Below are 22038 nucleotides of genomic sequence, written 5' to 3'. Positions count from 1 at the left end.
CCCTTGAACTCACCACGACGCATCGCGAACTAGCGCTCTCTCTAGGGCATCGTGCTGCCGCTGCCAGTCGGGCATATGCCGCGCCACCAGCGACCAAAACGCCTTCGTATGGCTCTTCTCAACCGTGTGGCACAGCTCGTGGACGATGACGTAGTCCTGCACGCTGGTCGGTAGCTCCATCACCCTTGGATGGAACTCCAGCACGTTGCATGCATCGCAACTGGCCCACCGACTTTGGAACACACGAACGCGGGCGGCATGGGCTCGCATGCCGGTCTTCCGCTCCCAATGGCGCACCCGCACCAACAGCTTGTCTTGAGCACGTTCACGGTAGAACTGCTCCATCAGTGCCGCGAGCGTGCCTGGCTGGATACTGAGGCCCTCGGGGGTCTCAACGATGAAGCGCGAGGCGGTGAAGGTCAGCCGGGGCTTGCCTAGTTCCGGGGTGTGCCGGACCTCGGTGAAGTAGCTTCGGCCGCAGTAAAGCAAACGGCTACCGGTAACGATCGCATCACTGGCCTGCGGCTGATTGACCAGCAACAGCTTCTCGCGAATCCAACGAGCGCGGCGGCGGACTAGAGCTTCCTGTTCGGCCAAGTCCACCATCGGCCCGCGCAGCAGCACCAGCCGCCCACGCTCCACGGTCACGTAGTGCCGTTTCAGTTTTGGGTCGGGCTGGAACCACCACTCGATGGTGGCTTGGCCGTACTGGAGCAGCGGCATCGTCAGTTCTTCAGCAGGATGTCCATGATGCGCTTGGCGTGCTCCCGCGCCACCGAACGCTCCCACCCAGCGAGCGGAATCAGCAGCTTGTGCAGCAGTGCCCGCAATTCAGGGTGCAAGTCGTGCATCTGCCTCCAGTTTGCCGCCGCCATGGTGCGGCTCAGGTCCGCATCCTCGAACAGCTTGGTTGTGGCGATGCGTGCCGTCTCCTCACTGAGCAGCGAAGCCAGATAGTGATAGACCGCCGAATGAGCCGGGTGCTCGAAACCGGTCTTGTCCTTGTCCGCGATGCGTTGCCCGAACAGGTCGAGTTGCTCCAAGAACTGCGCCTGACTGATGCGTCCCGCAGCTTCCTCAGCCAGCAGCTTCTCAAGCTCCTCAGCAAGCTTGTCGAAGAAGGCTGGGTCCTTGTCTCTGCCGGTCGCAATCGTGTGCTTCAACTGGTTCTTCATAACCAGCGCCTGACTGCCGGGACTGGCCAGTTTTTTCAGACGGGCCATGTCGCTGGCGTCCAGAATCGACACCTCTTTGCCCAGTAGGCTCTTGGCCGGGCTGGCGTCGATGTACTCGTCCAGCAATTGCTGCAGCAGCGTAGATTCCAGTCGCGTGATGCGCTCACGATGGGTCGCACCGGGCAGCTTGTCGCGCAGCATCAGCCGGATTTCCGCGAACAGCGTGAAGTAGGGCTTGAAGGGCACACCCCGCACATCCGGCAAAATGATGTCGATGCTCCGGTTGAACCGCTTCACCAAGTCGAGGAAGTCCTCTACTGCATCCAACCGCGTGGCGGGGTCGAGGAAACGCTCGGCATCGTCCTTGTAGTTCTCGCGCTGGCTGACCGGGTCGTGCTTCTTGGGTAGCAGGGTCAGGATGCGATCGAGGGTAGCCTGCAGCTTGGGCAACTCGCTTTCCACCCCCTCCCACACTTGGGCAGGTTGAACCTCGCCACCATAAATCTTCAGCGCGTGGTCAAGGTTCTCCACCACACCGTGGTAGTCAACGATGTAGCCCGCGTTCTTGCCTGCCATCGTCCGGTTCACCCGTGCAATGGCCTGCAGCAGCGTGTGCTCCTTCAGCGGCTTGTCGAGGTACATGGTGCCCACGATGGGGGCGTCCCATCCCGTTAAGAGCATGTCGGACACTATACAAAGGCCGATGTTGTTCGCACGCGGCTGCCCATCCTTGCCCTTGGACTCGTCGCCGTAGGGCAGCGGGAACAGCTTGGAAACGAAGTTGGCAATCTGCTCCGAAGGCAGCGCGACGGGTTGTTTGCCTGCCTTGATTTCAGCCTTGACCCGTTCTTCGATCGACTGAGTTTGTTCTGGGCCGAGCTTGTACTCGGCCGCCGCCTCCAGTACCGAAGCTCCGGTGCGTGATGCCGTAGCACTGGCCAGCGAGATGACGACGCGGCTCTCGAAGGTCGGCAGGCCCTTGGCCTGCCGGTCTTGCATCAGTCCGTCCAGCAGGTCCTTGTACTTGACCGCCATGTCGCGGCCGTCGCAAACCAGCATGGCTTTAAGGCTCTTGGTATGCACGTTGGTGATGAAGTGCTCGACCAGATGTGCGGCCACTCGCTCCATGCGGTCTCCGGCCTGCCGCCACCGGGCCAAGAGTTCCTTCTTCAGGGCCTGCTGTCGCGCTTCGTCTTCCTGCGCGAACTGGTCCTTGAACGCTTGGTCCAGCTTGCTGTTGGGTGCGAGCTTCACCCATACGTCTTGGTACTTGATGGGCAGCGTGGCGCCGTCAGCGACCGCTTCGTGCAGGCGGTATTCGTCGATGTAGGTGTCACCGCCGAACTCGGCCAAGGTGTGCTTGTCGTCGTTCAGCAGCGGCGTGCCGGTGAAGGCGATGAACTTGGCATTGGGCAGGCTGGCCCGCATGAAGGCGGCCAAGAAGTCGTACTGGCTTCTATGTGCTTCATCCACCAGCACATAGAAGTTCGGCTTGGCGCTCAGTACCCGGAAGTGCACCTTCTCCCGACTGACCTCTTCCCACTTGGCGTCCAGCAGCACGCCGTCCTCATCGTGCCGGCCGTAGTTGGCGTTGCGCTCCTCCAGCATGAAGAAGTCCTTGCCCTCGCGCACCCGTCTATGCCGGGTGGCTTGCAGGAGGTCATCTTCCTCATCCGCTGCGCTGTCGCTGGCGTCAGCAGCCGGGGCGTTCTCTTGGAACTTTTGCACCGTGCTGGTAAACACGCTGCCGTAGTCATTGCCCAGCAGCTTAACCAAACCATCCACCGACACCGCTTGAATGGCCTTTATGCCCACAGCATGAAACGTGTCGAAGATTTGCTTGTCGAGGTCCTTGCGGTCGGTCAGCACCAGCACGGTCGGGTTGTTCAGGCCCATGTTGTCCGCCCTCAGCATCCGGGCCAGTAGCGCCATGGTCAGCGACTTGCCACTGCCCTGGGTGTGCCACACCACCCCTCCGATGGGCTGAGCTGCCGTCAGCCGGGCGATGGTCTTACGCACCGCCCGCCACTGTTGATAGCGCGGTAGCTTCTTGACCGTCCTGCCATCACGGGTCTCGAACAGGACGAAGTGGGTGATGAGTTCCAAAAACCGGCTCGGCTCGAATAAGGCCCACAACAGTTGGTCCTGTTGACTCGAGCCAGCGCCCAGCACCGCAGTCACCGCCGCCAGTTCGGCGTCCTGCAGCCGGTAGCGTGCGTAGAAGGCGGGGTTGGTCAGGATGGCACCATACAAGCCCTGCCTGCGGTTGAGGCCCACGCAGACCTGGTTGAACACAAACTGGGCCGGGAAGCTGGCTTGGTAGCCATCGAGTTGTGCCAGCGCTTCATCCAGCCGGTGATGGCTGGCTTTGCATTCGATGGTCGCCAGCGGCAGGCCGTTGACGAACAGCAGCAAGTCCGGCCGGAACAAGTCGCCATCAGCATTCCTGCCGACGTACTGGTCCACCACATGGAAATCGTTGTAGGCGACCGTGCCCGCGTCGAAGAAGCGCACACTGCGCGGCTTGCCCTCGGCATCCTTCACCTGAATGTCCGAACGGTGCACCACCTGCTCCCAGAACACCTTGTTGGCCGGGAGCAGTTCTTCGTTGACCCGCTTACGCAGTTCAATCAAGACCGCATCCACCCCACCGGGCGCCGTGGCCAGCCACGGGTTCAGAGCCAGCAGCTGGGGCCGCAGCACATCCTCAAGCACCGGGGCGAGGTGGCGGTGCTCCACCTGCACCGCATGGCCCGGCAAATGGGTGTAACCCAGCTTGAGCAGCGACTCGATGGCAGGCGTTTCGACGCCAGTCTTTTCAGGTGACTGGCTCATGAACTTTTCTTCCCTTGCATGCTGGCTTCCTTCCGACGGCTGCGATACCAGACCTCGCCGCAGCCTTGTTCTATGTTGACCGTCCTGCGAATCTCGAATTGCCGAGACTCGTGAATCACTTGCCGCCAACTGCCGCAGCCGTAGCGCTGGGGAAGCTGGTCAGGGTGTTGTGCGCGGATCCATGGGGTCGCGGTGTTGAGCAGGGTCCAACCCTCGGCAACGAAACGGGTCTCGGCTTCACGCAGGCAGCGTACGGCCCCGCTGGCAGGCCAGTCCACCGTGCCGTCCGGTGCAATGCCATTGACCAGCAGGTCTTCAAACGCCGCCGTGCTCATGAAAGAGGCCATCGCCGCACGGGCCTCATCCATGCCCTGCGCCCAGCCGCGCAAGGTCAGGTAGTGGCCGTCAATGGTCTCGTAGCTGGCATCCAGATAGGCATCGGCGGCCATGCAACCCTGCGGCCCCCAGATGTTGAAACGCTGCAGGAAGTGGTGAACCAGCTCGTTGCGCAGGTCCACCAACTCCTTCAATGCCGTCGTAGTGGCTTGATGCTGACTAGCATCCAGCCCCACCTGAAAGCGAAAGCGGAACCACATGCGGCCATCGCCCACCGGATCGTCAGCGCTATCAGCCTCGTCGGCAGAAATCAGATGACGCTCGGTCAGGATGCCGACCAAGGTGCCAAGGGTCTTCCTGTGGCTCCAGGCCACCTGCGCCTCTCGCACCGCCTGTAGCCCAGACGGTGGCCCCGCAATGTCCCCGTCAGCGACCAATGCCTTGAGGAGGATTTCGTATTGCTGCAGTCGTAGCAGGCACCGCCCCAACTTGCGCTGCACATCACGTTGCAGTTCAAGCGGTCGGTCTGGGGAAAGCAGTGCTTGCGACGCCATGTCTTCCTCCTTACGCTCAGGTCGCGATGGCGCCTAAGCTGACCCGCCATTCGCCCTTGAGAAGCTTTTGCATCAGGCCGCGTTTCAGCCTTCTTAAGTGAGACAGTTTCACCGCCAAGACCTGCAGCTTGGAATCAATCGAGTCCAGGATGCGTGCGATTTCGTCCTGCTCACGCCTGTCAACTGGCACGACCAACGGAAGCGATGACAGGATGCTGGTGTTCATGTTGGGCATGGTTTGACCAACAGCGTTTTGTTCCATCCAAGCACGCACCACATCAAGCTGAAGCAACTGTGCAAGGAAGGCGGAACTATGTGCCGCAGAGGGGCGAGCCTTCAGGCATCCCGTGCCGCACAGCGCGCCTTCAGACTTATCGTCTATCAGCGCAAAACGTGCAACGTCGCCGCGACGGCTGAAAAGCAAGTCGCCAACCAAGACTTTGTGCTTCGACAGGTCCTCTGCCCTCGCAAGCGAAATATGTGCTGCGGTCGAGAGCGTGGCACGGCACCCCACCAAGTCCTTAGGCATCAGCACCGGTACACCCTCATCTTGATACTCGTGGGCGTGCAACTGGCTTCCAAACGGTCCCGTTTGAAGTGCGCCATCACAGACAGCACCCAGGGTGGTAGGAACCCAAGTGGCCGGAATCTCCCCGAGCCCACTCTCCTTGAAATCGGTGTGGGGCACCCAGCGGCCATTGGCATCTTGGGTGCCGACGCCCCGACTGAACAGAGTCTGCATCAAGCCCTGCTTGAAGGTCTGGGTGGCTTCAATCTGGCGGCCCGTCACGTCCAGCTTGTCGTCCACGGCTGTCAGGACGGCTGCGATTTTAAGTTGCTCCGGCAGTGGAGGGATTGCCACATCGAGCGCTTCCAGTGATGACCTGCTAAGACTGGGCACACCTGACGCCTCGTTCAACTTTCTTAGGTCGAAAGATGAAATGGCGTAGTACAGCCACGTCCAATCGAACTCCCGTTTTGGAGTCGTGTAGTACGTGGTATCAATTGCCCAGAAAGGCCCGGCACATCGCTGAACTTTGTCAATTGTCCCCTTCCGGCCCAGGATAATGCTTGGACCGTCGAACAGTGCCTGACACGTGTACCCAACGACACCACCAGTTCCGAAGATGGGAATTCCTTCACCGAGTCTTTGGATTTCGGCCGGAGACTTGCCGTAGACAATGTTGACGAGTGCCGCCAGCTTTTCCATAGACCATCCACTCGGCACCTGTTGGACGTCAGTCGATGGGCTTACTAGGGTCGAAGCCCCGCTCATCCCTTGGCCTCCAAAAGCCCCAGCTCAACCAGATAGCTATTCAGACGCAAATCAATCTGGGCTTCTTCCTCGGCCAGTGCCGCAAGTTGCGACAAGGTAGCGACAACATTGACGGTCTCTTCGGTCTGGCTGCTGTCGATGTACCGGGCAATGTTGAGGTTGGCGCCGTTACTGTGAATTTCGTCCAGCGTAACCACCCGACAGTAGCTCTCCACTTCCGTCTGGTGCTCAAACGCTGCCTTGTGCGTGCCGGCGATGTAGGCAATGTCTTGGAGGCGCAAGCTGTTCTGGGCTTTGCCTTCGAGGTAGTTGCGACTGGCGTCGATGATGATGACCTTGCCCTTGAGCGCAGCGGGTTTTCGCTTGTTCAGGACGAGCACGCAGGCAGGAATGCCGGTGTTGTAAAACAGGGCCGAGGGAAGACCGATGATTGCCTCAATAAGGTCGCCGGGCTGGCTGCCGTTTGCGGCATCGGTGCCGAACAGCAGGCCCTCGCGAATCTTGCCTTCTTCACCGCTGCGGAACAGCACGCCGTGCGGCAGGATGATGCCCATGCGGCCATCGGCCTTGAGACTGGCCAGCATGTGCTGGGCGAAGGCCAAGTCGGCATAACCGCGTGGTGGGATGCCGTAGACAAGGCGCCCATAGGGGTCGCTGACCTGCTTGTAGTTCGGCGCCTTAGCCTTCTTGTCGCCCTCTTGCTCCGCCTCATTGGCCAGTTCCAGCGGTGACCACCATTGCTTAGCCGAAAACGGCGGATTGGCGATGACCCGGTCAAAAGTTTTAAGGTAGTCGCCATCAAGGTGCTTAGGTTCTACAAGGGTGTCACCCCGTTCAATCTCTGCCCGCATGTTGTGCAGGTAGAGATTCAGCTTGGCAATGGCCCACGTGCCGAGGTTCCTCTCCTGGCCGAAGAGCAACACATTGGGCTTTTCGCCCAAGAGCAGGCCACCGGGCAACTTGGCGATGTGGTGGGCGCTTTCCACCAACATGCCTCCGCTGCCGCAGGTGGGGTCGTAGACGCTGTGTCCGGGCTGCGGGTCGATGAGTTCGACTACCAATTGCACCACCGCCTTGGGCGTGTAGAACTCGCCACCCTTCTTACCGGCGTCGTCGGCAAACTGCTTGATGAGGTACTCGTAGGCATCACCCAGCATGTCAGCCTTGTAGAGGTCGGCATTGCCCAGTTTGTACTGGTTGAAGTGGCGAAGCAGCCGCTGCAGCGTGGCATCCGTCAGCACGCGCTTGTCACCGTATTGGGTTGCGGTCAGCACGTGCTGCAGTTCGGGATTGTTCGCTTCGATGGTGGCGAAGGCCTTGTCCAGCGCCTCGCCGATGTTCTCGGTTCGGGCAATCAGCTCCGGCCACCGGGCTGTGCCGGGGAAGTGCCCCCACTTGTCCTCGACCTCTTCATCGGCCTCGGCCGCGCTCAGGCCCTCGACCAGCTTCAAATGGGCGACGCGCTCCTCGAACACGTCGTTGAAGCGCTTGAGGAAGAGTAGACCGAAGATGTAATTCTTGAAGTCGGATGAGTCGATTGAGCCACGAAGAATGTTGGCAGACTCCCAAAGCCATGATTCGAGGGCTTCGAGACTAAGTTGGTTGCGCATGAATGCTGATCTTCTTTTCGGAAAGAGCCTGCGCAGCCTCCGCCAACTGGCGCCCGGCAGCTACAGGGTAACGACCCCGATAGAGTAGCCCAACAGGCTCCGGAGCGCGGGGCGACGTCCCATGGGCGACCACCGGACCTGACAGTTGGCCCACATCTTCCTCTGCATTGACGGGGATTGGTCTTCTGCCATGTCGCTTCAAAATATATACATTTAATGTATGCATTTTGGGACATCCCTGCTATTGCAGACGGGAATTCTGCACCTTCGCCCATCAGACCTAGGACAGGTCCACCAAATGGTGGCTGAGGCGGTTGATATCTACAACATCAATCAACCCGTCTGCTTTGAAATGCAGCGGACCGCTGCGATGCATCGGGCAGCCTTGGCCGCCTTACCGCCACTAGACAGCCCAACCCATACGCGGGACGGGCTAGCAAAGGTCACCCATCGTCATCCGCCCCAGGCCCCTTGGCCATCGGACAAGTTGTAAAACGTGCCGGGGAACCGCCGGGCATGGCCCGGCGCCACCGTGTGGCTTACGGGCAGCTCACCGCACCCTCTGCCCCGGCCGTATTGGCGGTCAGCTTGATCTGGGTGAAGGCCGCAGCGAACGGCTTGTCGGCGGTCACCACGAACGGCGCTTCCACCGCGCCCAGGGCAACACCCTGTCTGGCGAAGCAGGCCAGCGGCACGGTCACTGTCTGCTTCTGGCCGGGCGACAGTTTCCCCAGCAGCGGGGCGATATCCACCCCACCCTCGCAGCCGGTGCCGCACTGCATGGTCACCTTCACCGGCGAGGCCGGGCGCTTCACCAGCTGCACGTCGAACTGCAGCGCACCGTTGCTGCGCGCCAGTGCACCCAGGTTGCGACGCGAGGTGCTGCGCGCGATCAGCTGCGCGGGGGCCAGCCAGGTCACTTCCTTGGCATCCTGCTGAGTGTTCACCTGCACGGTGCGCACCTGCACCACCGGGGTGGCGGTGGGCCAGCGCAGCATTGCGTTCAGATCGTTGCCCAGCGGCTGGGTCGCGCCTGCGGCGGCCACGTGCAGCGCGAACGGCGGCGTGTCGGCGCGGTTGAAGATCGGCAGCACGGTCACTTCGCCGCAGCTGTCAGGGTCGGCCTCAGCGAGCCTGGCCACCGTGCCGCCCTTGGCATAGCTGAGACCATAGCCCAGCGCGAACAGCGATGGCTGCTTCGCATCGGGCTGGTCGATCGGCGCCGGGCACGGCACACCCGGCCACGGGAAGCTGAGGCGGCCGCGGAAGTCATGCGCGGGCTTGCCGTTCCTGCCGGCCACCAGCACATCGGTCACGCCCTTGCCTTCGGTACCCGGCAACCACGCCGCCACGAAGGCGCTGGACAGGTTGAGCAGGTCGTTGGTGTACATCGGGCGACCGGACAGATAGACCGTCACCACCGGCTTGCCGCTGGCGGCCGCCGCCTTCAGCACAGCCAGGTCCTGCGGGTAGGCGCGGCTGTGGCTGACCGTGTCCGAGGCGAGGATGTCGCCGTTGGTCTCCGCATACGGGGTTTCACCGATCACTGCCAGCACCACGTCGAACGCCTTTGGATCGATGCCCCGGCCATCGGCGCTGAAGCTGACGTTGTCCGCGCCGAGTTCAGCACGCAGCGCGCCCACCACCGAATCGGCATTGGGGAAATCGGCGTTCTTGTTCTCGGTGCCCTGCCAGGTCAGCGACCAGCCACCGGACTGGTCACCGATGTTGTCGGCACTCTTGCCCACCACCAGCACGCGTGCATCGCGGCGCAGCGGCAACACCCTGCCCTCGTTCTTCAGCAGCACCAGCGATTCACGCACCGCACGGCGCGCCAGTTCGCGGTGCTGCACGGCTGTGGCATCACCGGCGTAGCGGCTGTCCGATGGCGTGTGCTCGAACAGACCCGCACGCAGCTTGACCCGCAGGATGCGCGCCACCGCGTCATCGATGCGCGCCATCGGGATCTCGCCCTTCTGCACCTGCGCGGTGGTGTTGTCGATGAAGGCCTTCCAGTCGTCGGGCACCATCACCATGTCGATACCGGCGTTGATGGCCTGTGCGCAGCTGTCGTTGCGGCAACCGGGCACCTGGGCGATGCCATTCCAGTCTGAAACGACGAAGCCGTCGAAGCCCATTTTATCCTTCAGCGCGTCGGTCAGCAGCGCCTTGCTGCCGTGCATCTTGCCGTAGTCGATACCGGCGGCACGATCATTCCAGCTGTTGAACGAGGCCATCACCGTCTGCGCGCCTTCGGCCAGTGCGCCGTAGTAGCCCTGCGCATGCACGTTGACCATCGTCGCTTTGTCGACCAGCGCTTCGCCCTGGTCGCGGCCATTCTCGGTGGCGCCGTCCCCCAGGTAGTGCTTGGCGGTGGTGATCACGTTGCCGTCGTCGTGGAAGCGGCCCTGCGCGCCCTTCACGTAGGCCTGGGCAAAGCGGCGGATCACCGCCGGGTCGGACGAATAGCTTTCGTAGGTGCGGCCCCAGCGCGGGTCGTGGGCGACGGCCAGGGTGGGCGCGAACACCCAGCCGATGCCGGTGGCGCGCACCGAACGTGCAGTTGCTTCGCCGATGCGTTCGATCAGCTCCGGATCACCCGCTGCGCCCAGGCCGATGTTGTGCGGGAACAGGGTAGCGCCCAGCACGTTGTTGTGGCCGTGCACTGCATCGGTGCCCCAGATCACCGGCACCGGCGTCTTCGCATCGGTAGCCAGCGAGGCGGCATGGTAGGCGTCCGCCAGTTTCAGCCAGTCCTGCACGCTGGCATGCTTGTCCATGCCCGGCCACGAGCCGCCGCCGTTGAGCACCGAACCGATGTAGTAGCGGCGCACCTGCTCGGGCGTGATTGTCTTGATCTCGGCCTGGGTCATCTGCCCGATCTTCTGCGCCAGCGTCATCTGCGAAAGGATCTGCTGCACGCGGCTTTCGATTCCCGCATCGGGGGTGATCGCGCTGTGCACGCGCGGCCAGTCCTGCAGGCGTTCGCCGCTGGCCGGTGCGGCACCCACGGGCGCGGCAAGGGCGGCCAGCAGGCAGCTGGCAAGAAGGGTCTGGGTGGGGCGATTCACTGGGCTCTACCTCCGTGGATGAAGTTCCTGGCGTGCGCGGCTGCGACGGCACGTCGGCACGGGCGCTTGCGCACCGCTCCTGACAGCGCTGTCATATAAGCCCGCCCGCGCACTGTCAATCGTTGTTGGTGTGCAACCGGGTGCGAGTCCCGCAACAGCAGGCTCCGGCGCATCCATTGCGTGCTGCCGGGGCGTGCGGGTGCTGCATCGCGACACGGAATCGGGACGTGCCAGCGCCCCTCATGTCGTGGCAACATCCGCCTGCTTCGGCAACATCGACCGGGCCACCCCGCACTACCATCGCCGCGTGCCCGCCGCCTTCCAGGAGAACCCATCGCACCATGCGCAGTCGAATCGAGGATGTCGCCGCCGTTGCCGGGGTTTCGATCAAGACCGTGTCCCGCGTACTCAACCATGAGCCCAACGTGCGCGAGCAGACCCGCGAACGCGTGCTGGCAGCGGTGGCGCGGCTGGGCTACAAACCCAACCCCTCGGCACGCAGCCTGGCCGGCCAGCGTTCGTACGCGCTGGCACTGGCCTACAACAATCCCTCGCGCAATTACCTGATGGAAATCCAGAGCGGCATGCTGGAAGCGTGTCATGCCCAGCACTACAACCTGATCCTCGGCCCGGTCGGCACCGGCCGCCGCACCCTGCCCGACCTGGCCGCGCTGTTCGAGAACTCGCGCCCGGACGGCGTCGTGCTGATCCCCCCCCTGACCGATGACGAGGTGGTGCTGTCCTATCTGGAAGAGCACGGGATTCCCTTCGCCTGCATCGCCCCACGGCATCCTCAAGGCCGCATTGGCGTGCGGATGGATGAAACCACCGCTGTGGTCGAACTGATCGGCCATCTGGTCGCACAGGGCCATCGCCGCATCGGCCACATCAAGGGCCCGCGCGCGCACGGTGCCTGCCAGTGGCGCCACGCGGGTTACCGCCAGGCGCTGCGCGAGGCGGGTATCACCTACGACCCTGACCTGGTCGTCAACGGCCAGTTCTCGTTTGAATCGGGCGTGACCGCGGCCGGTGTCCTGCTCGACCTGGACGACCCACCGACGGCAATCTTCGCCGCCAACGACGACATGGCGGCCGCGGTGTACCGCGTGGCGGGCGAACGCGGCCTGCGCGTACCGCGCGATCTGTCGGTGTGCGGCTTCGACGATACACCCATCGCGGGCCACATCTACCCGGCGCTGACCACCGTGCGCCAGCCGACCGCGCACATGGGCCGGCTGGCCACCGAGCAGCTGATTGAACATATCCGCACTGAGACGGCCGGACGCATGATCACCGTCGAGCACGCGGTGCTGGATCGCGAATCGACCGCCGCGCCACGCCGGCGCTGACGCGTGCCGCAGCGGGCCTTCGCGTCCGCTGAAGGTTCCCCCGCATCCGCACACGTGCGGACGGCCGAGCCGTGCGCGATGAAGTGCCCGTGCACACGTCGCGCCATGACTGCGCTGTCCGCGGGCGGTCACTGCCATGCCCGGAACCTGTCCTCCCGGTCATTGATTCAAGCCATCGAACGGACATGCACGACATCCGCCCTTCCCTCCGATTGTCCAGCGCTGTCAGTCCGGCACGCGGGCTGCCTTTCGGTACGTGACCGATGCATCCGCGCAGTTTCGTTCTGCACCGCACAACGCGCCCGCTCCCGTCGATTGGCAGCGCTGTCATACCTTGAAAAGCGCTGCGAATGCCGAAACCAAAGGCAATTCATCGGCATGAGCGCGTTCATGGCAACGTTTACATCGTGATCCGCGCACGGTCCGATGGAGCATGCCCGATGGCAGTTTGTTGACAACGCTGTCAACCGTGGCTCCAATCCGGCCACATGCAGCAACCCGCTATCACGACGGCGGCACAACGACACCACCGAATTCCCTGGGGAGGGAGCTTCCATGAAGACGTACAAGGCAGTACCTCGCAAGACGATGCTCACTTCCGCGCTGCTTGCAGCGCTCGCTGCACCGGCATGGGCGCAGGACGCACCTGCCGGCGGGACGCCGGACCCGGCCACGCTCGATACGGTGCAGGTCACCGGTATCCGCGGCAGCCTGCAGTCCTCCATGAACCTCAAGCGCGACAGCCAGGGCGTGGTCGATGGCATCGTTGCCGAGGACATCGGCAAATTCCCGGATACCAACCTGGCCGAATCGCTGCAGCGCATCAGTGGCGTGTCGATCGACCGCACCTCCAGCGGTGAAGGCTCGAAGGTGACCGTGCGCGGCATCGGTCCGGATTACAACCTGGTGCTGTTGAACGGCCGGCAGATGCCGGCATCCAACCTCGGCAACGGCGGTGGCGGCCTGTCCGGCTCGCGTTCGTTCGACTTCGCCAACCTGGCGTCCGAGTCGGTTTCGGCGGTGGAGGTGTACAAGACCAGCCGCGCCGACAACCCAGCCGGTGGCATCGGCGCGACCATCAACATCAAGACCCTGCGCCCCCTGGAATCAGCGCCGGTGATCAGCCTTGGCCTGAAGGCGGTCAACGATTCGTCCAACGACAACCTGCCGCGCACGCTGCAGGGCTCGAACATCACCGGCGAGCTGTCGGGCATCTTCAGCCAGCGCTATGCCGACGACCGCTTTGGCGTGTCGCTCAGTGCCAGCCACCAGGAGCGTGATTCCGGCTTCAACCAGGCCACCGTGGCCGAGGGCTGGGCCACCCTGTACGGCAATGACACCACCGACTGGCGCGCCCTGCCGCAGCCCGGCCAGGGTTACTCGGACCGCATCACCAACCGGCCAGGCCCGAACGATGTATACGGCCGCCCGCAGAACACCGCCTACAACGTCAACGGCGTGCAGCGCCAGCGCACCAACGCGCAGGCCACCTTCCAGTGGAAGCCGGCCGACAATGTCACTACCACGCTGGACTACACCTATGTCGAGAACAAGGTGCAGCAGCAGCGCAGTGAGCTTTCGGTGTGGTTCAACTACGGGCCGGGCGACAGCATCTGGACCAACGGCCCGGTGTCGGCGCCGATCATCTACAGCGAGGACATGACCAACTCGGACGTGTCGATGGGCGGCGCGCGGCTGGCCACCAAGACCGACATGCATTCGCTGGGCTTCAACGTGGACTGGGAAGTGAACGACGCGCTGGACCTGTCGTTCGATGCACACAACTCGCAATCCGAATCGCAGCCGGACAGCCCCTATGGTTCGGCCGGTGTGCTCGGCGTGGCCGCGTTCGTGCGCGGCACCACCACGGTCGACTACAGCGGCGACCTGCCGATCATCAACATCGCCCTGCCGCCAGGCGGTGTGCAGGCGTCCGATGCGCTGGTCACCGGCTCGGTGTTCCAGAACAGCTACAACAAATCCAAGGTGCAGCAGTACCAGGGCCGCGGTACGTTCCGCTTCGCCGATTATTCCGCGCTGGATTTCGGCATCGGCCATGCCCAGGTGGAAAACCGCTCGGCCTCGGCCATCATGCAGCGCAACAGCTGGGGCGGCCTCGGTTCGCCGGCCGACTATGCCGATGACATCTGGTACGCGGACAACATGGCCAGGTACTTCAAGGCATTCTCCGGGCACAGCGATCCGCGCCTGACCGGCCAGTTCCTGGTGTTCGACTTCGACCGCCTGATCGACCGCGCCGCGCAGGTCGGCACCGCCTCCGATCCGGCCTGCCCGACCTGCTATTACGCGCCAACCGAATATTCCGAAGACATCCGCACCACCGAGAAGACCCGCAGTGCCTACCTGCAGTACCGCACCACGCTCGACTGGTCGATGCCGCTGCACGTGGCCGCCGGCGTGCGCTACGAACAGACCGAAGTGGAATCCAGCGCGATGGTGCGCGTGCCCACCGGCATCAGCTGGGGCTCGGCCAATGAACTGAACATCGTGTACGCACCGGAAAGCAGCTTCGTCGGCGGCCGCGGCAAGTATGACTACGTGCTGCCCAACGTCGACCTGAAGCTGGACCTGAACGATACGCTGGCACTGCGCGGCAGCTACAGCCGCACGCTGGGCCGGCCGAGCTGGACGCAGATCCAGAGCGGCCAGTCACTGGCCGACATCGTGCGTACCCAGGGCGGCAGCGGCAGCCGCGGCAATCCGGGGCTGGAACCGCTGATCTCGGACAACTTCGATCTGTCGCTGGAGTGGTACTACGGTGAAGGCAGCTACGCCTCTGCCGGCTTCTTCCGCAAGAACATCAAGAACTTCATCAGTGACACCGTAGTGCGCGAGAACGCCGGCAACCTGCACACGCCGGTCGGGGGTGCATACTGGAACGAAGCGCTGGCCTCGTGCGGCGGCACCGACATGCCGTGCATCCGCGATTACATCTTCACCAACCACGCCGGCGACCCGGGCGTGAACTTCACCGGGGTCAATTCGGCCGGCCAGCTGACCGGCACCATCGAAGGCCTGCCCACCGACCCGATTGCCGGTTTCGACGTCACCGTGCCGGCCAACCAGCATTCGGACCACCTCGATGGCTGGGAACTGACCGTGCAGCACCTGTTCGGGCAGTCCGGCTTCGGCGTGGCCGCCAACTACACCAAGGTGAAATCCGGGCTGACCTTCAACAACCTCAGCCTGGGCGACCAGTACCCGATGATCGGCCTGAGCGACTCGGCCAACCTGGTTGCCTTCTACGACCGGAACGCGTGGCAGATCCGTGCGGCCTACAACTGGCGCGACAAGTTCCTCAACGGCATCGGCGGCCAGGGCTCGAACCCGAACTACACCGCCGCCTACGGCCAGCTTGACCTCAACATCAGCTACGCGGTGAGCGAGCAGCTGAGCCTGAGCCTGGAAGCGATCAACCTGACCGACGAAACCATGCGCACCTACTCGCGCCATACCAACATGCTGCGCTATGCCACCCAGACCGGTCCGCGCTACATGTTCGGCGTACGCTACAAGTTCTGACCTGCTGCAGTACTGTGGAGCCGAGCATGGGCTCGGCTCTACGGAGGCGGGGATGGGCCCGTGCGGTACCGTGGAGCCGGGCACGGGCCCGTGCATTTCTGTAGAGCCGAGCCCATGCTCGGCTCAGCTCCGCACTGGATACCCGCATGCTGCCCCAGCCCCGCCCCATCGAAGAGATCCACGGACTGGACCCGGCGCAGCTGCCCACGCAGCTGCGCGCCTGGACCACGCCGAAGGTGATCCGGGGGCTGGTGGCACACTGGCCGCTGGTGCAGGCCGCGCGCCGCTCCGCCAGCGAGGCCGTCGCCCATCTGGCGACCTTCGACCACGGCCAGCTGCCGGTGACGGCGACCACCGCCGCACCCGACACGCACGGCCGACTGTTCTACAACGCGGACATGAGCGGCTTCAATTTCCGCCGCGAACAGATCCCGCTGAAGGTGGTGCTGGCCACGCTGCTGAAATATGCCAGCGATCCCGCGCCGCCCTCCATCTATGTGGCGTCGACCACGCTGGACAGCTTCCTGCCCGGTTTCAGCCAGGCCAATCCGCTGCACCTCGGCGTGGCCGATCCGCTGGCCAGCATCTGGATCGGCAACCGCTCGCGCATTGCCGCCCACCAGGATGTACCGGACAACCTGGCCTGCGTGGCCGCCGGCCGCCGCCGGGTCACCCTGTTTCCACCCGCCCAGGTCAGCAATCTGTATGTCGGCCCGCTGGATTTCACCCCGGCCGGACAGGCCATCAGCCTGGTCGATTTCCACGCCCCGGACCTGCACCGCTTCCCGCGTTTCGCCCAAGCGCTGGAACATGCGCTGGTGGCCGAGCTGCAACCCGGCGATGCGGTATTCATTCCTTCGCTGTGGTGGCACCACATGGAAGGGCTGGACGCCTTCAACGTGCTGGTCAACAGCTGGTGGCGAGCGGTGCCGGCATGGATGGATTCGCCGATGAACGCGCTGATGCTGGCCATCCTCGCCCTGCGCGACCTGCCGCCGGAACAGCGCGGACACTGGCGCTCGATGCTCGACCACTACGTGTTCGATGCCGATGAACATACTGCGGCGCATGTGCCGCCCAACGCGCGCGGCGTGCTGGCGCCGCTGGACGCGGCAGGCGCGGAACGGGTGCGCGACACGCTGCGGCGACGCCTGCAGCGCTGAAACCGGAAGACCCGGCTTAACTCCAGCGCCGGCGAATGTGCCCATAATGGCTGTTCCCCCACCGCTTCTGCCCGGCAGCCCCTTGGCTGCGCCGGGCGCCGCTGCCGCATGCCACCGATCTCCAACCGCCTCAACCTGGGCAAGCTGATCCTAGCGCTGGCCCTGCTCAGTACGCTCATCGCACTCGGCAACACCCTGCTGGCCAGCTACCGCGTGCAGCGCGACCAGCTGGTGAGCAACACCCTGGAAGCCAACCGCGTCTATACCAGCAAGCTGGCCGAGACGACGCAGACCTTTCTGTTGTCCGCACAGCAGCAGCTGGCCTATGCCGCCACCCGGCTCGGCGAAAGTGGCCTGGATGCCGGCCATGCGCAGGACGAGGCCAGCCGACTGCAGCTGCAGTCCAGCAGCTTCAACTCGTCACTGGTGGTGAACGTGGATGGCCTGGTGATCGCCACCTCGCCGCAGACCCTGCAGCTGCAGGGCGAAGTGCTCAAGAGCGTCGGCAGCACCCAGGCGCTGGCACTGCGCCAACCGCTGATCACCGACCCGTACCAGTCGGCCACCGGCAAGTTGCTGATCTCGCTGTCGCACCCCATCTTCGACCGCCAAGGCACCTACCTGGGCTATGTCAGCGGCACCCTGTACCTGCGCCAGCGCAGCGCGCTGCACACCCTGCTGGGCAAGCACTACTACCGCGATGGCTCGTACCTGTATGTGGTCGATCACAACGGACGCATCATCTACCACAACAATCCCAGGGAAGTGGGCACTTACGCGCTGGAAAACCCAGCAGTGAAGGCGGTCGTGCGCGGCCGTTCGGGCAGCCAGCAGCTGGTCAACAACCATGGCGTGGCCCAGCTGTCCGGCTATGCACCGGTGCCGGTCACCGGCTGGGGCATCATCGCGCAGCGCCCGACCGAAGCGACCCTGCAGCCGCTGTCACGGTTGATGACCTCGGTCACCTGGAATGCGATTCCGCTGGGAGTGCTCTCGCTGCTGATCACCTGGTGGTTCGCGCGACGCATCTCGATGCCGCTGTGGCAGCTGGCGCGCAACGTGCAGGAAGGCGAAGACACCGGCAACGCGATCAGCCACGTCACCGGCATCCGTGCCTGGTATTTCGAAGTGGCGCAGCTGAAGCAGGCCGTGCTGTACAGCTTCAACGCCCTGCAGGACCGCATCGGTACCCTCAACCGCGCCAGCCGCACAGATCCGATGACCGGGCTGCTGAACCGCCGCGGCCTGCAGAACGCGCAGGAGGTCCTGCAGGCGCAGGGGCTGCCGTTCGCGATCGTGGCACTGGACATCGACCGGTTCAAGGCGATCAACGACGGCTACGGCCATGACGTCGGCGACGCCGCCATCGTCCATATTGCCGAGCAGATGCGCCGCCACTCGCGTGAAACCGACGTGCTGTGCCGTGCCGGTGGCGAGGAGTTTCTCCTGCTGCTGCCGGGCGTGGGCGCAGCTGCCGCCGAGCAGACCGCCGAGCGCCTGCGCCAGGCGATTGCCGGCCAGGCGTTCGCACCGGTCGGCACCATCACCGTGTCGCTGGGCGTGGCCCACTTCCCCACCTTCCACGCCGACGTGGAACAGGCGATGCGCCTGGCTGACAAGGCGCTGTACCTGGCCAAGGAGCAGGGCCGCAACCGGGTGGTGGTCTACCCGCACGCAGATTGAGCAGCGCGCGGGAGCGCCGGGCAACACCCGGCGCTTTCGTCACCGCGGCGTTCAGCCCAGCGGCGTCAGCAGGCGCGGACCGTCGTTGCGGCCGACCATGTAGATGCCGCCTTCAGGCAGCAGATCGGAGCCCGTGGCCTTCTCGTCTTCGCCGGTGATCCACGGTGCCTGCTGGCGTGGTCCCGGGATATAGGCTGACCAGCGGCCGTAGCGCTCTTCCTTGTGGTTGAAGGAATAGTTGACCGGTATCCGTACGGTCCAGAACTCGTTGTCCTTGTCCTTGCCGGTCGTCGGCGGATTGAAGGTCCAGCCGCGCGCGGTCTTGACGCTGGCCTTGGCCAGCACATCGCGCAGCATGTCCATGGTGCGGCCGGGACCGACCGAGGTCAGGTTGGTCCGTTCGGCAATCACGTCGGCCACCTTGCCATCACGCCCGATCCTGACCAGCAGCAGCACCACACCCTGGCCGCGGATCGAGGCCGCCTTGTCCGGATACACCGGCGGGCGCATGTTCACCGCGCTGATGTCGTCGCTGCTGGGATTGTTTCCGTCACGGACCTTGTCGAAATTCGCGTCGACCACGCGGATCTGCATGGTGTTGCCGGCCATGTTGTCGGCCAGCAGGCGCAGCTGAACGGTGGTACGCGCACGCACCGGCTTGCCATCCACCAGCACCGGCTCGAAACGCCACGCCTTGACCGTGCCATCGACCATGGCCGCCACGTCTTCGGCGACCTTCTCGCTGTGGTCGAGCTGGAAGCGTTCCACCTGGCCCTCGCGGCCGATGTCGATGACGCCACTGAGCGTCATGCTGGCCTCGGTCTGCTTGCGCACCTCACGTGCGCTCTGCGCATCGGCCGTGCCGATGCAGCCCGCACCACCACCGAGGGCCAGGGTCAGGGCCAGGAAAAGGGAAGATCGCATCACACTCACTCCTTGTGTCTGGGCCAGGAAGCGTACCCCATGTCTCACGGCGGTGGGTTACCGCAGGGTCGATCAGGCCAAGCGATGATCGGCGCCGTAGGGAGGGGTGTCAGGGTACTCTCCGTTGGCGAAGCGGGCCTGCAGCCCTTGCCACCACGTCGGATCGAACAGGTGGCGGTAGTGCTCGCGTACCGCTGCCAGCTCCTGCGCCGGCAGCCCCATGAACGGACCGAAGCGCTCGGGAAACACGTCGCGCGGGCCGACATGGAACCACGGCTCGTCGGCAAGTGCCTCTTCCGGCGTGCGCGGCTGCGGCCACGCGCGGAACACGCAGTCGCTGATCAGGCACAACTCGTCGTAGTCGTAGAAGACGGCGCGGCCATGACGGGACACACCGAAGTTCTTTGGCAGCATGTCGCCCGGAAAGATGTTGTTGCGGGCCATGTCGGTGATCGCCTGTGCATAGTCCAGTACCGCCGCGCGTACGGCCGGCGCGGCCTGCTCGCGCAGGTACAGGTTGAGCGGGCGGAAGCGTCGCTGCACGTAGCACAGGGCAATCTCGACCTCATCGCCCTGCACTTGCACGCTCTGCGCGCACTGCTGCAGCAGCTCATCCAGCAGCGCCGGGGCGAAGCGTTCGCGCGGGAAGCGCAGGTAGCGATAGGGCTGTGCATCGAGCAGGCGGCCGACCCGATCCAGGTTGAAAACCAGTGCGTACTTCTCTTCAACCTGCAACCGCGACATCGCCTTGGGCCAGGCAAAGCGGTCGCGGATCAGCTTGAACACCAGTGGGTAGCTGGGCAGGGTGAACACCGCCATGACCATGCCCGGCGTACCTTCGGCATGCACCAGGCGCTCGTGCGGGTACTCGCCGAAGTGGCGGAAGAACGTGCGGTAACGTTCGGTCTTGCCCTGCTTGGCGCGGCCCAGCACGGTGTAGATCTCATCGATCGGTTTGCCCGGCAGCAGGCTGCGCAGGAACACCACCGCATCACCGACGGTGGCCAGGTTGGCGTGGAAGTAGCTGCGCGACACCCCGAACAGATGGGCAACATCGCGGCGGCGGGTCAGCACCGCATCGGCACGCAGGCCCTGCTCGTCGTTGACCAGCGCGATGACGCAGGGCGAAAAGCGGTGCTCGCCGAATACGCGCCCGACCAGGTAAGCGCGCCGCTCGCGATAGAACACGGTATCGAGCAGCTCGATGCTGCGCACCGGGGTATCGCCCCAATGCGCGAGGTCATCCTGCAGGCGGATGACGATGGCGGCGGCGCAGCGCAGCTGGTGTGCGTACGGCACCTCGAAGCGGTAGTCGGCCAGCACCCGCTGCAGTGCCTCCACCGGGCGCGTGGGTGACACCGCGTAGGTGTGGCGCGCCACCGGGTGGGTGATCGCATCGGAGGGCTCGATGTCGAAGGCGATGAATTCCAGCGCCGGGTCGACGCCACGGGTCGCGAACAAGCGCCGTGACAGGGTGTTGTAGAACGTCTTGTACAGCTCGGCATCGATCAGCCCCTGCAGCAGGGTGCTGTAGCGCGCATGGACCTGCAGCCACAGCGCGCGCAGACCGACGGCCTCGCCGGCCATGCGCCGCAGCGCATCCATGCGTTCGGCGATGCACAGGTCATACAGGGCGATACGCTCGACCGCATCCTGCCGTGCACCGGTCCAGTCGCGCTGCTCGAAGCGCAGCCGCGCCCGTGCGGTGATCGCGGCAAAACGGGCGTGGTAGTCCTCGAAGCCATCGCGGATGGCCACGGCGATACGCGGTGCCAGATCGGCAGCGATGTCAGGCTGGGACATGCACGGCTCGGCAGGGAGACGGGCATCCACCATACGCCGCCGTGGGGTGGCTTGTGTAGATACCGTGTTGTCCTTGCCTAGGCAAGGACAACACGGTATCTACGAAAGGCCGGAGCAGGAGCAGTCGAGCGTGGCCCAGATCGCCAGCTCGGCTTCCACGTCCTGCACCTTGCGGCGGGCCAGCGCCAGGTTGCCGGGCAGTGGGGTCAGCGCCTCTGCGAAGCAGAGGAATCCGACCCCGGGCAACAACCCCACTCCCCAGGAAAAAGAAACCCGCGCCGAAGCGCGGGTTCCAGGTCTCACAACCAAGCGGCGATCAATCAGCCGCGCAGCTGCTCCAGCGCGGCGTTGAACGTCGCGCTCGGGCGCATGGCCTTGCTGGCCTTGGCCACATCCGGGCGGTAGTAACCGCCGATGTCCACGGCCTTGCCCTGCACCGCGATCAGCTCGTCGATGATCGCCTGCTCGTTGTCGGTCAGTGCCTTGGCCAGCGGGGCGAAGCGGGCCTTCAGTGCGGCGTCTTCATCCTGAGCGGCCAGGGCCTGGGCCCAGTACAGCGCGATGTAGAAGTGGCTGCCACGGTTGTCGATGCCGCCCAGCTTGCGCGACGGCGACTTGTCGTTGTCCAGGAACTGGCCGTTGGCCTCGTCCAGCGCCTTGGCCAGCACGCGGGCGGCGGCCTTGGCAGCGTGCTCGGCGGCGCACTCGACCAGGAC

At 64.2% G+C, this 22038-nt stretch carries 14 protein-coding genes; 4 read left to right on the top strand and 10 right to left on the bottom strand.

The window, feature by feature from the left end; genetic code table 11:
• Positions 1-9: 9 nt before the first annotated feature.
• The 6 genes from ACQKDV_RS07440 to ACQKDV_RS07415 all read right to left on the bottom strand — a co-directional run bounded on the left by ACQKDV_RS07440 (position 10) and on the right by ACQKDV_RS07415 (position 10857).
• Positions 10-723 carry a SprT family zinc-dependent metalloprotease gene (locus ACQKDV_RS07440; RefSeq protein ID WP_427783116.1) on the bottom strand — a complete coding sequence of 238 codons (714 nt, stop codon included), beginning with the start codon at positions 721-723 and terminating at the stop codon, positions 10-12.
• 2 nt (positions 724-725) lie between these two features.
• Positions 726-4010, bottom strand: coding sequence for a type I restriction endonuclease subunit R (locus ACQKDV_RS07435; RefSeq protein ID WP_427783115.1), 3285 nt, complete (start codon positions 4008-4010; stop codon positions 726-728).
• Positions 4007-4900: an OST-HTH/LOTUS domain-containing protein gene (locus tag ACQKDV_RS07430; RefSeq protein WP_427783114.1), complete on the bottom strand. Its 894-nt coding sequence runs from the start codon at positions 4898-4900 to the stop codon at positions 4007-4009. Before ACQKDV_RS07430 ends, ACQKDV_RS07435 begins: the two co-directional genes overlap by 4 nt.
• Before the next feature lie 16 nt (positions 4901-4916).
• A complete protein-coding gene (locus ACQKDV_RS07425; RefSeq protein WP_427783113.1) occupies positions 4917-6176 on the bottom strand; it encodes a restriction endonuclease subunit S in 1260 nt (419 codons plus the stop codon).
• Positions 6173-7786, bottom strand: a complete 1614-nt coding sequence (locus ACQKDV_RS07420) for an N-6 DNA methylase (RefSeq protein WP_427783112.1) — start codon at positions 7784-7786, stop codon at positions 6173-6175. The genes ACQKDV_RS07425 and ACQKDV_RS07420 overlap by 4 nt, the downstream gene beginning before the upstream one ends.
• A gap of 539 nt (positions 7787-8325) precedes the next feature.
• A complete protein-coding gene (locus ACQKDV_RS07415) occupies positions 8326-10857 on the bottom strand; it encodes a glycoside hydrolase family 3 N-terminal domain-containing protein (RefSeq protein WP_427783111.1) in 2532 nt (843 codons plus the stop codon).
• A gap of 341 nt (positions 10858-11198) precedes the next feature.
• Between ACQKDV_RS07415 and ACQKDV_RS07410 the strand changes: the two genes are divergently transcribed.
• The 4 genes from ACQKDV_RS07410 to ACQKDV_RS07395 all read left to right on the top strand — a co-directional run bounded on the left by ACQKDV_RS07410 (position 11199) and on the right by ACQKDV_RS07395 (position 18595).
• Positions 11199-12206: a LacI family DNA-binding transcriptional regulator gene (locus tag ACQKDV_RS07410; RefSeq protein ID WP_427783110.1), complete on the top strand. Its 1008-nt coding sequence runs from the start codon at positions 11199-11201 to the stop codon at positions 12204-12206.
• Between the two features lie 555 nt (positions 12207-12761).
• Positions 12762-15749, top strand: a complete 2988-nt coding sequence (locus ACQKDV_RS07405; protein WP_427783109.1) for a TonB-dependent receptor — start codon at positions 12762-12764, stop codon at positions 15747-15749.
• A gap of 146 nt (positions 15750-15895) precedes the next feature.
• Positions 15896-16912 carry a cupin-like domain-containing protein gene (locus ACQKDV_RS07400; protein WP_427783108.1) on the top strand — a complete coding sequence of 339 codons (1017 nt, stop codon included), beginning with the start codon at positions 15896-15898 and terminating at the stop codon, positions 16910-16912.
• A 108-nt stretch (positions 16913-17020) separates the two neighbouring features.
• Positions 17021-18595, top strand: a complete 1575-nt coding sequence (locus ACQKDV_RS07395; RefSeq protein ID WP_427783107.1) for a sensor domain-containing diguanylate cyclase — start codon at positions 17021-17023, stop codon at positions 18593-18595.
• 51 nt (positions 18596-18646) lie between these two features.
• Here the strand turns inward: ACQKDV_RS07395 and ACQKDV_RS07390 are convergent, their stop codons facing one another.
• From ACQKDV_RS07390 to ACQKDV_RS07375, 4 genes are all read right to left on the bottom strand, one after another.
• Positions 18647-19519, bottom strand: a complete 873-nt coding sequence (locus tag ACQKDV_RS07390; protein WP_427783106.1) for an energy transducer TonB — start codon at positions 19517-19519, stop codon at positions 18647-18649.
• A gap of 72 nt (positions 19520-19591) precedes the next feature.
• Entirely contained in the window at positions 19592-21322 is a 1731-nt protein-coding gene (aceK, locus tag ACQKDV_RS07385; protein WP_427783105.1) for a bifunctional isocitrate dehydrogenase kinase/phosphatase, read from the bottom strand.
• Between the two features lie 99 nt (positions 21323-21421).
• A complete protein-coding gene (locus ACQKDV_RS07380) occupies positions 21422-21568 on the bottom strand; it encodes a hypothetical protein (protein ID WP_427783104.1) in 147 nt (48 codons plus the stop codon).
• 74 nt (positions 21569-21642) lie between these two features.
• The coding region (locus ACQKDV_RS07375) for an NADP-dependent isocitrate dehydrogenase (protein WP_427783103.1) at positions 21643-22038 on the bottom strand (396 nt) is incomplete at its 5' end.

The organism is Stenotrophomonas sp. NPDC077659 (genome assembly GCF_050268705.1).
Lineage (GTDB): Bacteria > Pseudomonadota > Gammaproteobacteria > Xanthomonadales > Xanthomonadaceae > Stenotrophomonas.
The sequence above is the reverse complement of the archived record's forward strand: the minus strand, read 5'-3'. Positions and strand labels throughout refer to the sequence as shown.

What these genes read in the sequence shown, in the direction of transcription:
- ACQKDV_RS07410 (WP_427783110.1), top strand. Translation starts at nt 11,199, where the DNA reads ATGCGCAGTCGAATCGAGGATGTCGCCGCCGTTGCCGGGGTTTCGATC.
- ACQKDV_RS07430 (WP_427783114.1), bottom strand. Translation starts at nt 4,900, where the DNA reads ATGGCGTCGCAAGCACTGCTTTCCCCAGACCGACCGCTTGAACTGCAA.
- ACQKDV_RS07420 (WP_427783112.1), bottom strand. Translation starts at nt 7,786, where the DNA reads ATGCGCAACCAACTTAGTCTCGAAGCCCTCGAATCATGGCTTTGGGAG.
- ACQKDV_RS07440 (WP_427783116.1), bottom strand. Translation starts at nt 723, where the DNA reads ATGCCGCTGCTCCAGTACGGCCAAGCCACCATCGAGTGGTGGTTCCAG.
- ACQKDV_RS07425 (WP_427783113.1), bottom strand. Translation starts at nt 6,176, where the DNA reads ATGAGCGGGGCTTCGACCCTAGTAAGCCCATCGACTGACGTCCAACAG.
- ACQKDV_RS07400 (WP_427783108.1), top strand. Translation starts at nt 15,896, where the DNA reads ATGCTGCCCCAGCCCCGCCCCATCGAAGAGATCCACGGACTGGACCCG.
- ACQKDV_RS07405 (WP_427783109.1), top strand. Translation starts at nt 12,762, where the DNA reads ATGAAGACGTACAAGGCAGTACCTCGCAAGACGATGCTCACTTCCGCG.
- aceK (WP_427783105.1), bottom strand. Translation starts at nt 21,322, where the DNA reads ATGTCCCAGCCTGACATCGCTGCCGATCTGGCACCGCGTATCGCCGTG.
- ACQKDV_RS07435 (WP_427783115.1), bottom strand. Translation starts at nt 4,010, where the DNA reads ATGAGCCAGTCACCTGAAAAGACTGGCGTCGAAACGCCTGCCATCGAG.
- ACQKDV_RS07390 (WP_427783106.1), bottom strand. Translation starts at nt 19,519, where the DNA reads ATGCGATCTTCCCTTTTCCTGGCCCTGACCCTGGCCCTCGGTGGTGGT.
- ACQKDV_RS07395 (WP_427783107.1), top strand. Translation starts at nt 17,021, where the DNA reads ATGCCACCGATCTCCAACCGCCTCAACCTGGGCAAGCTGATCCTAGCG.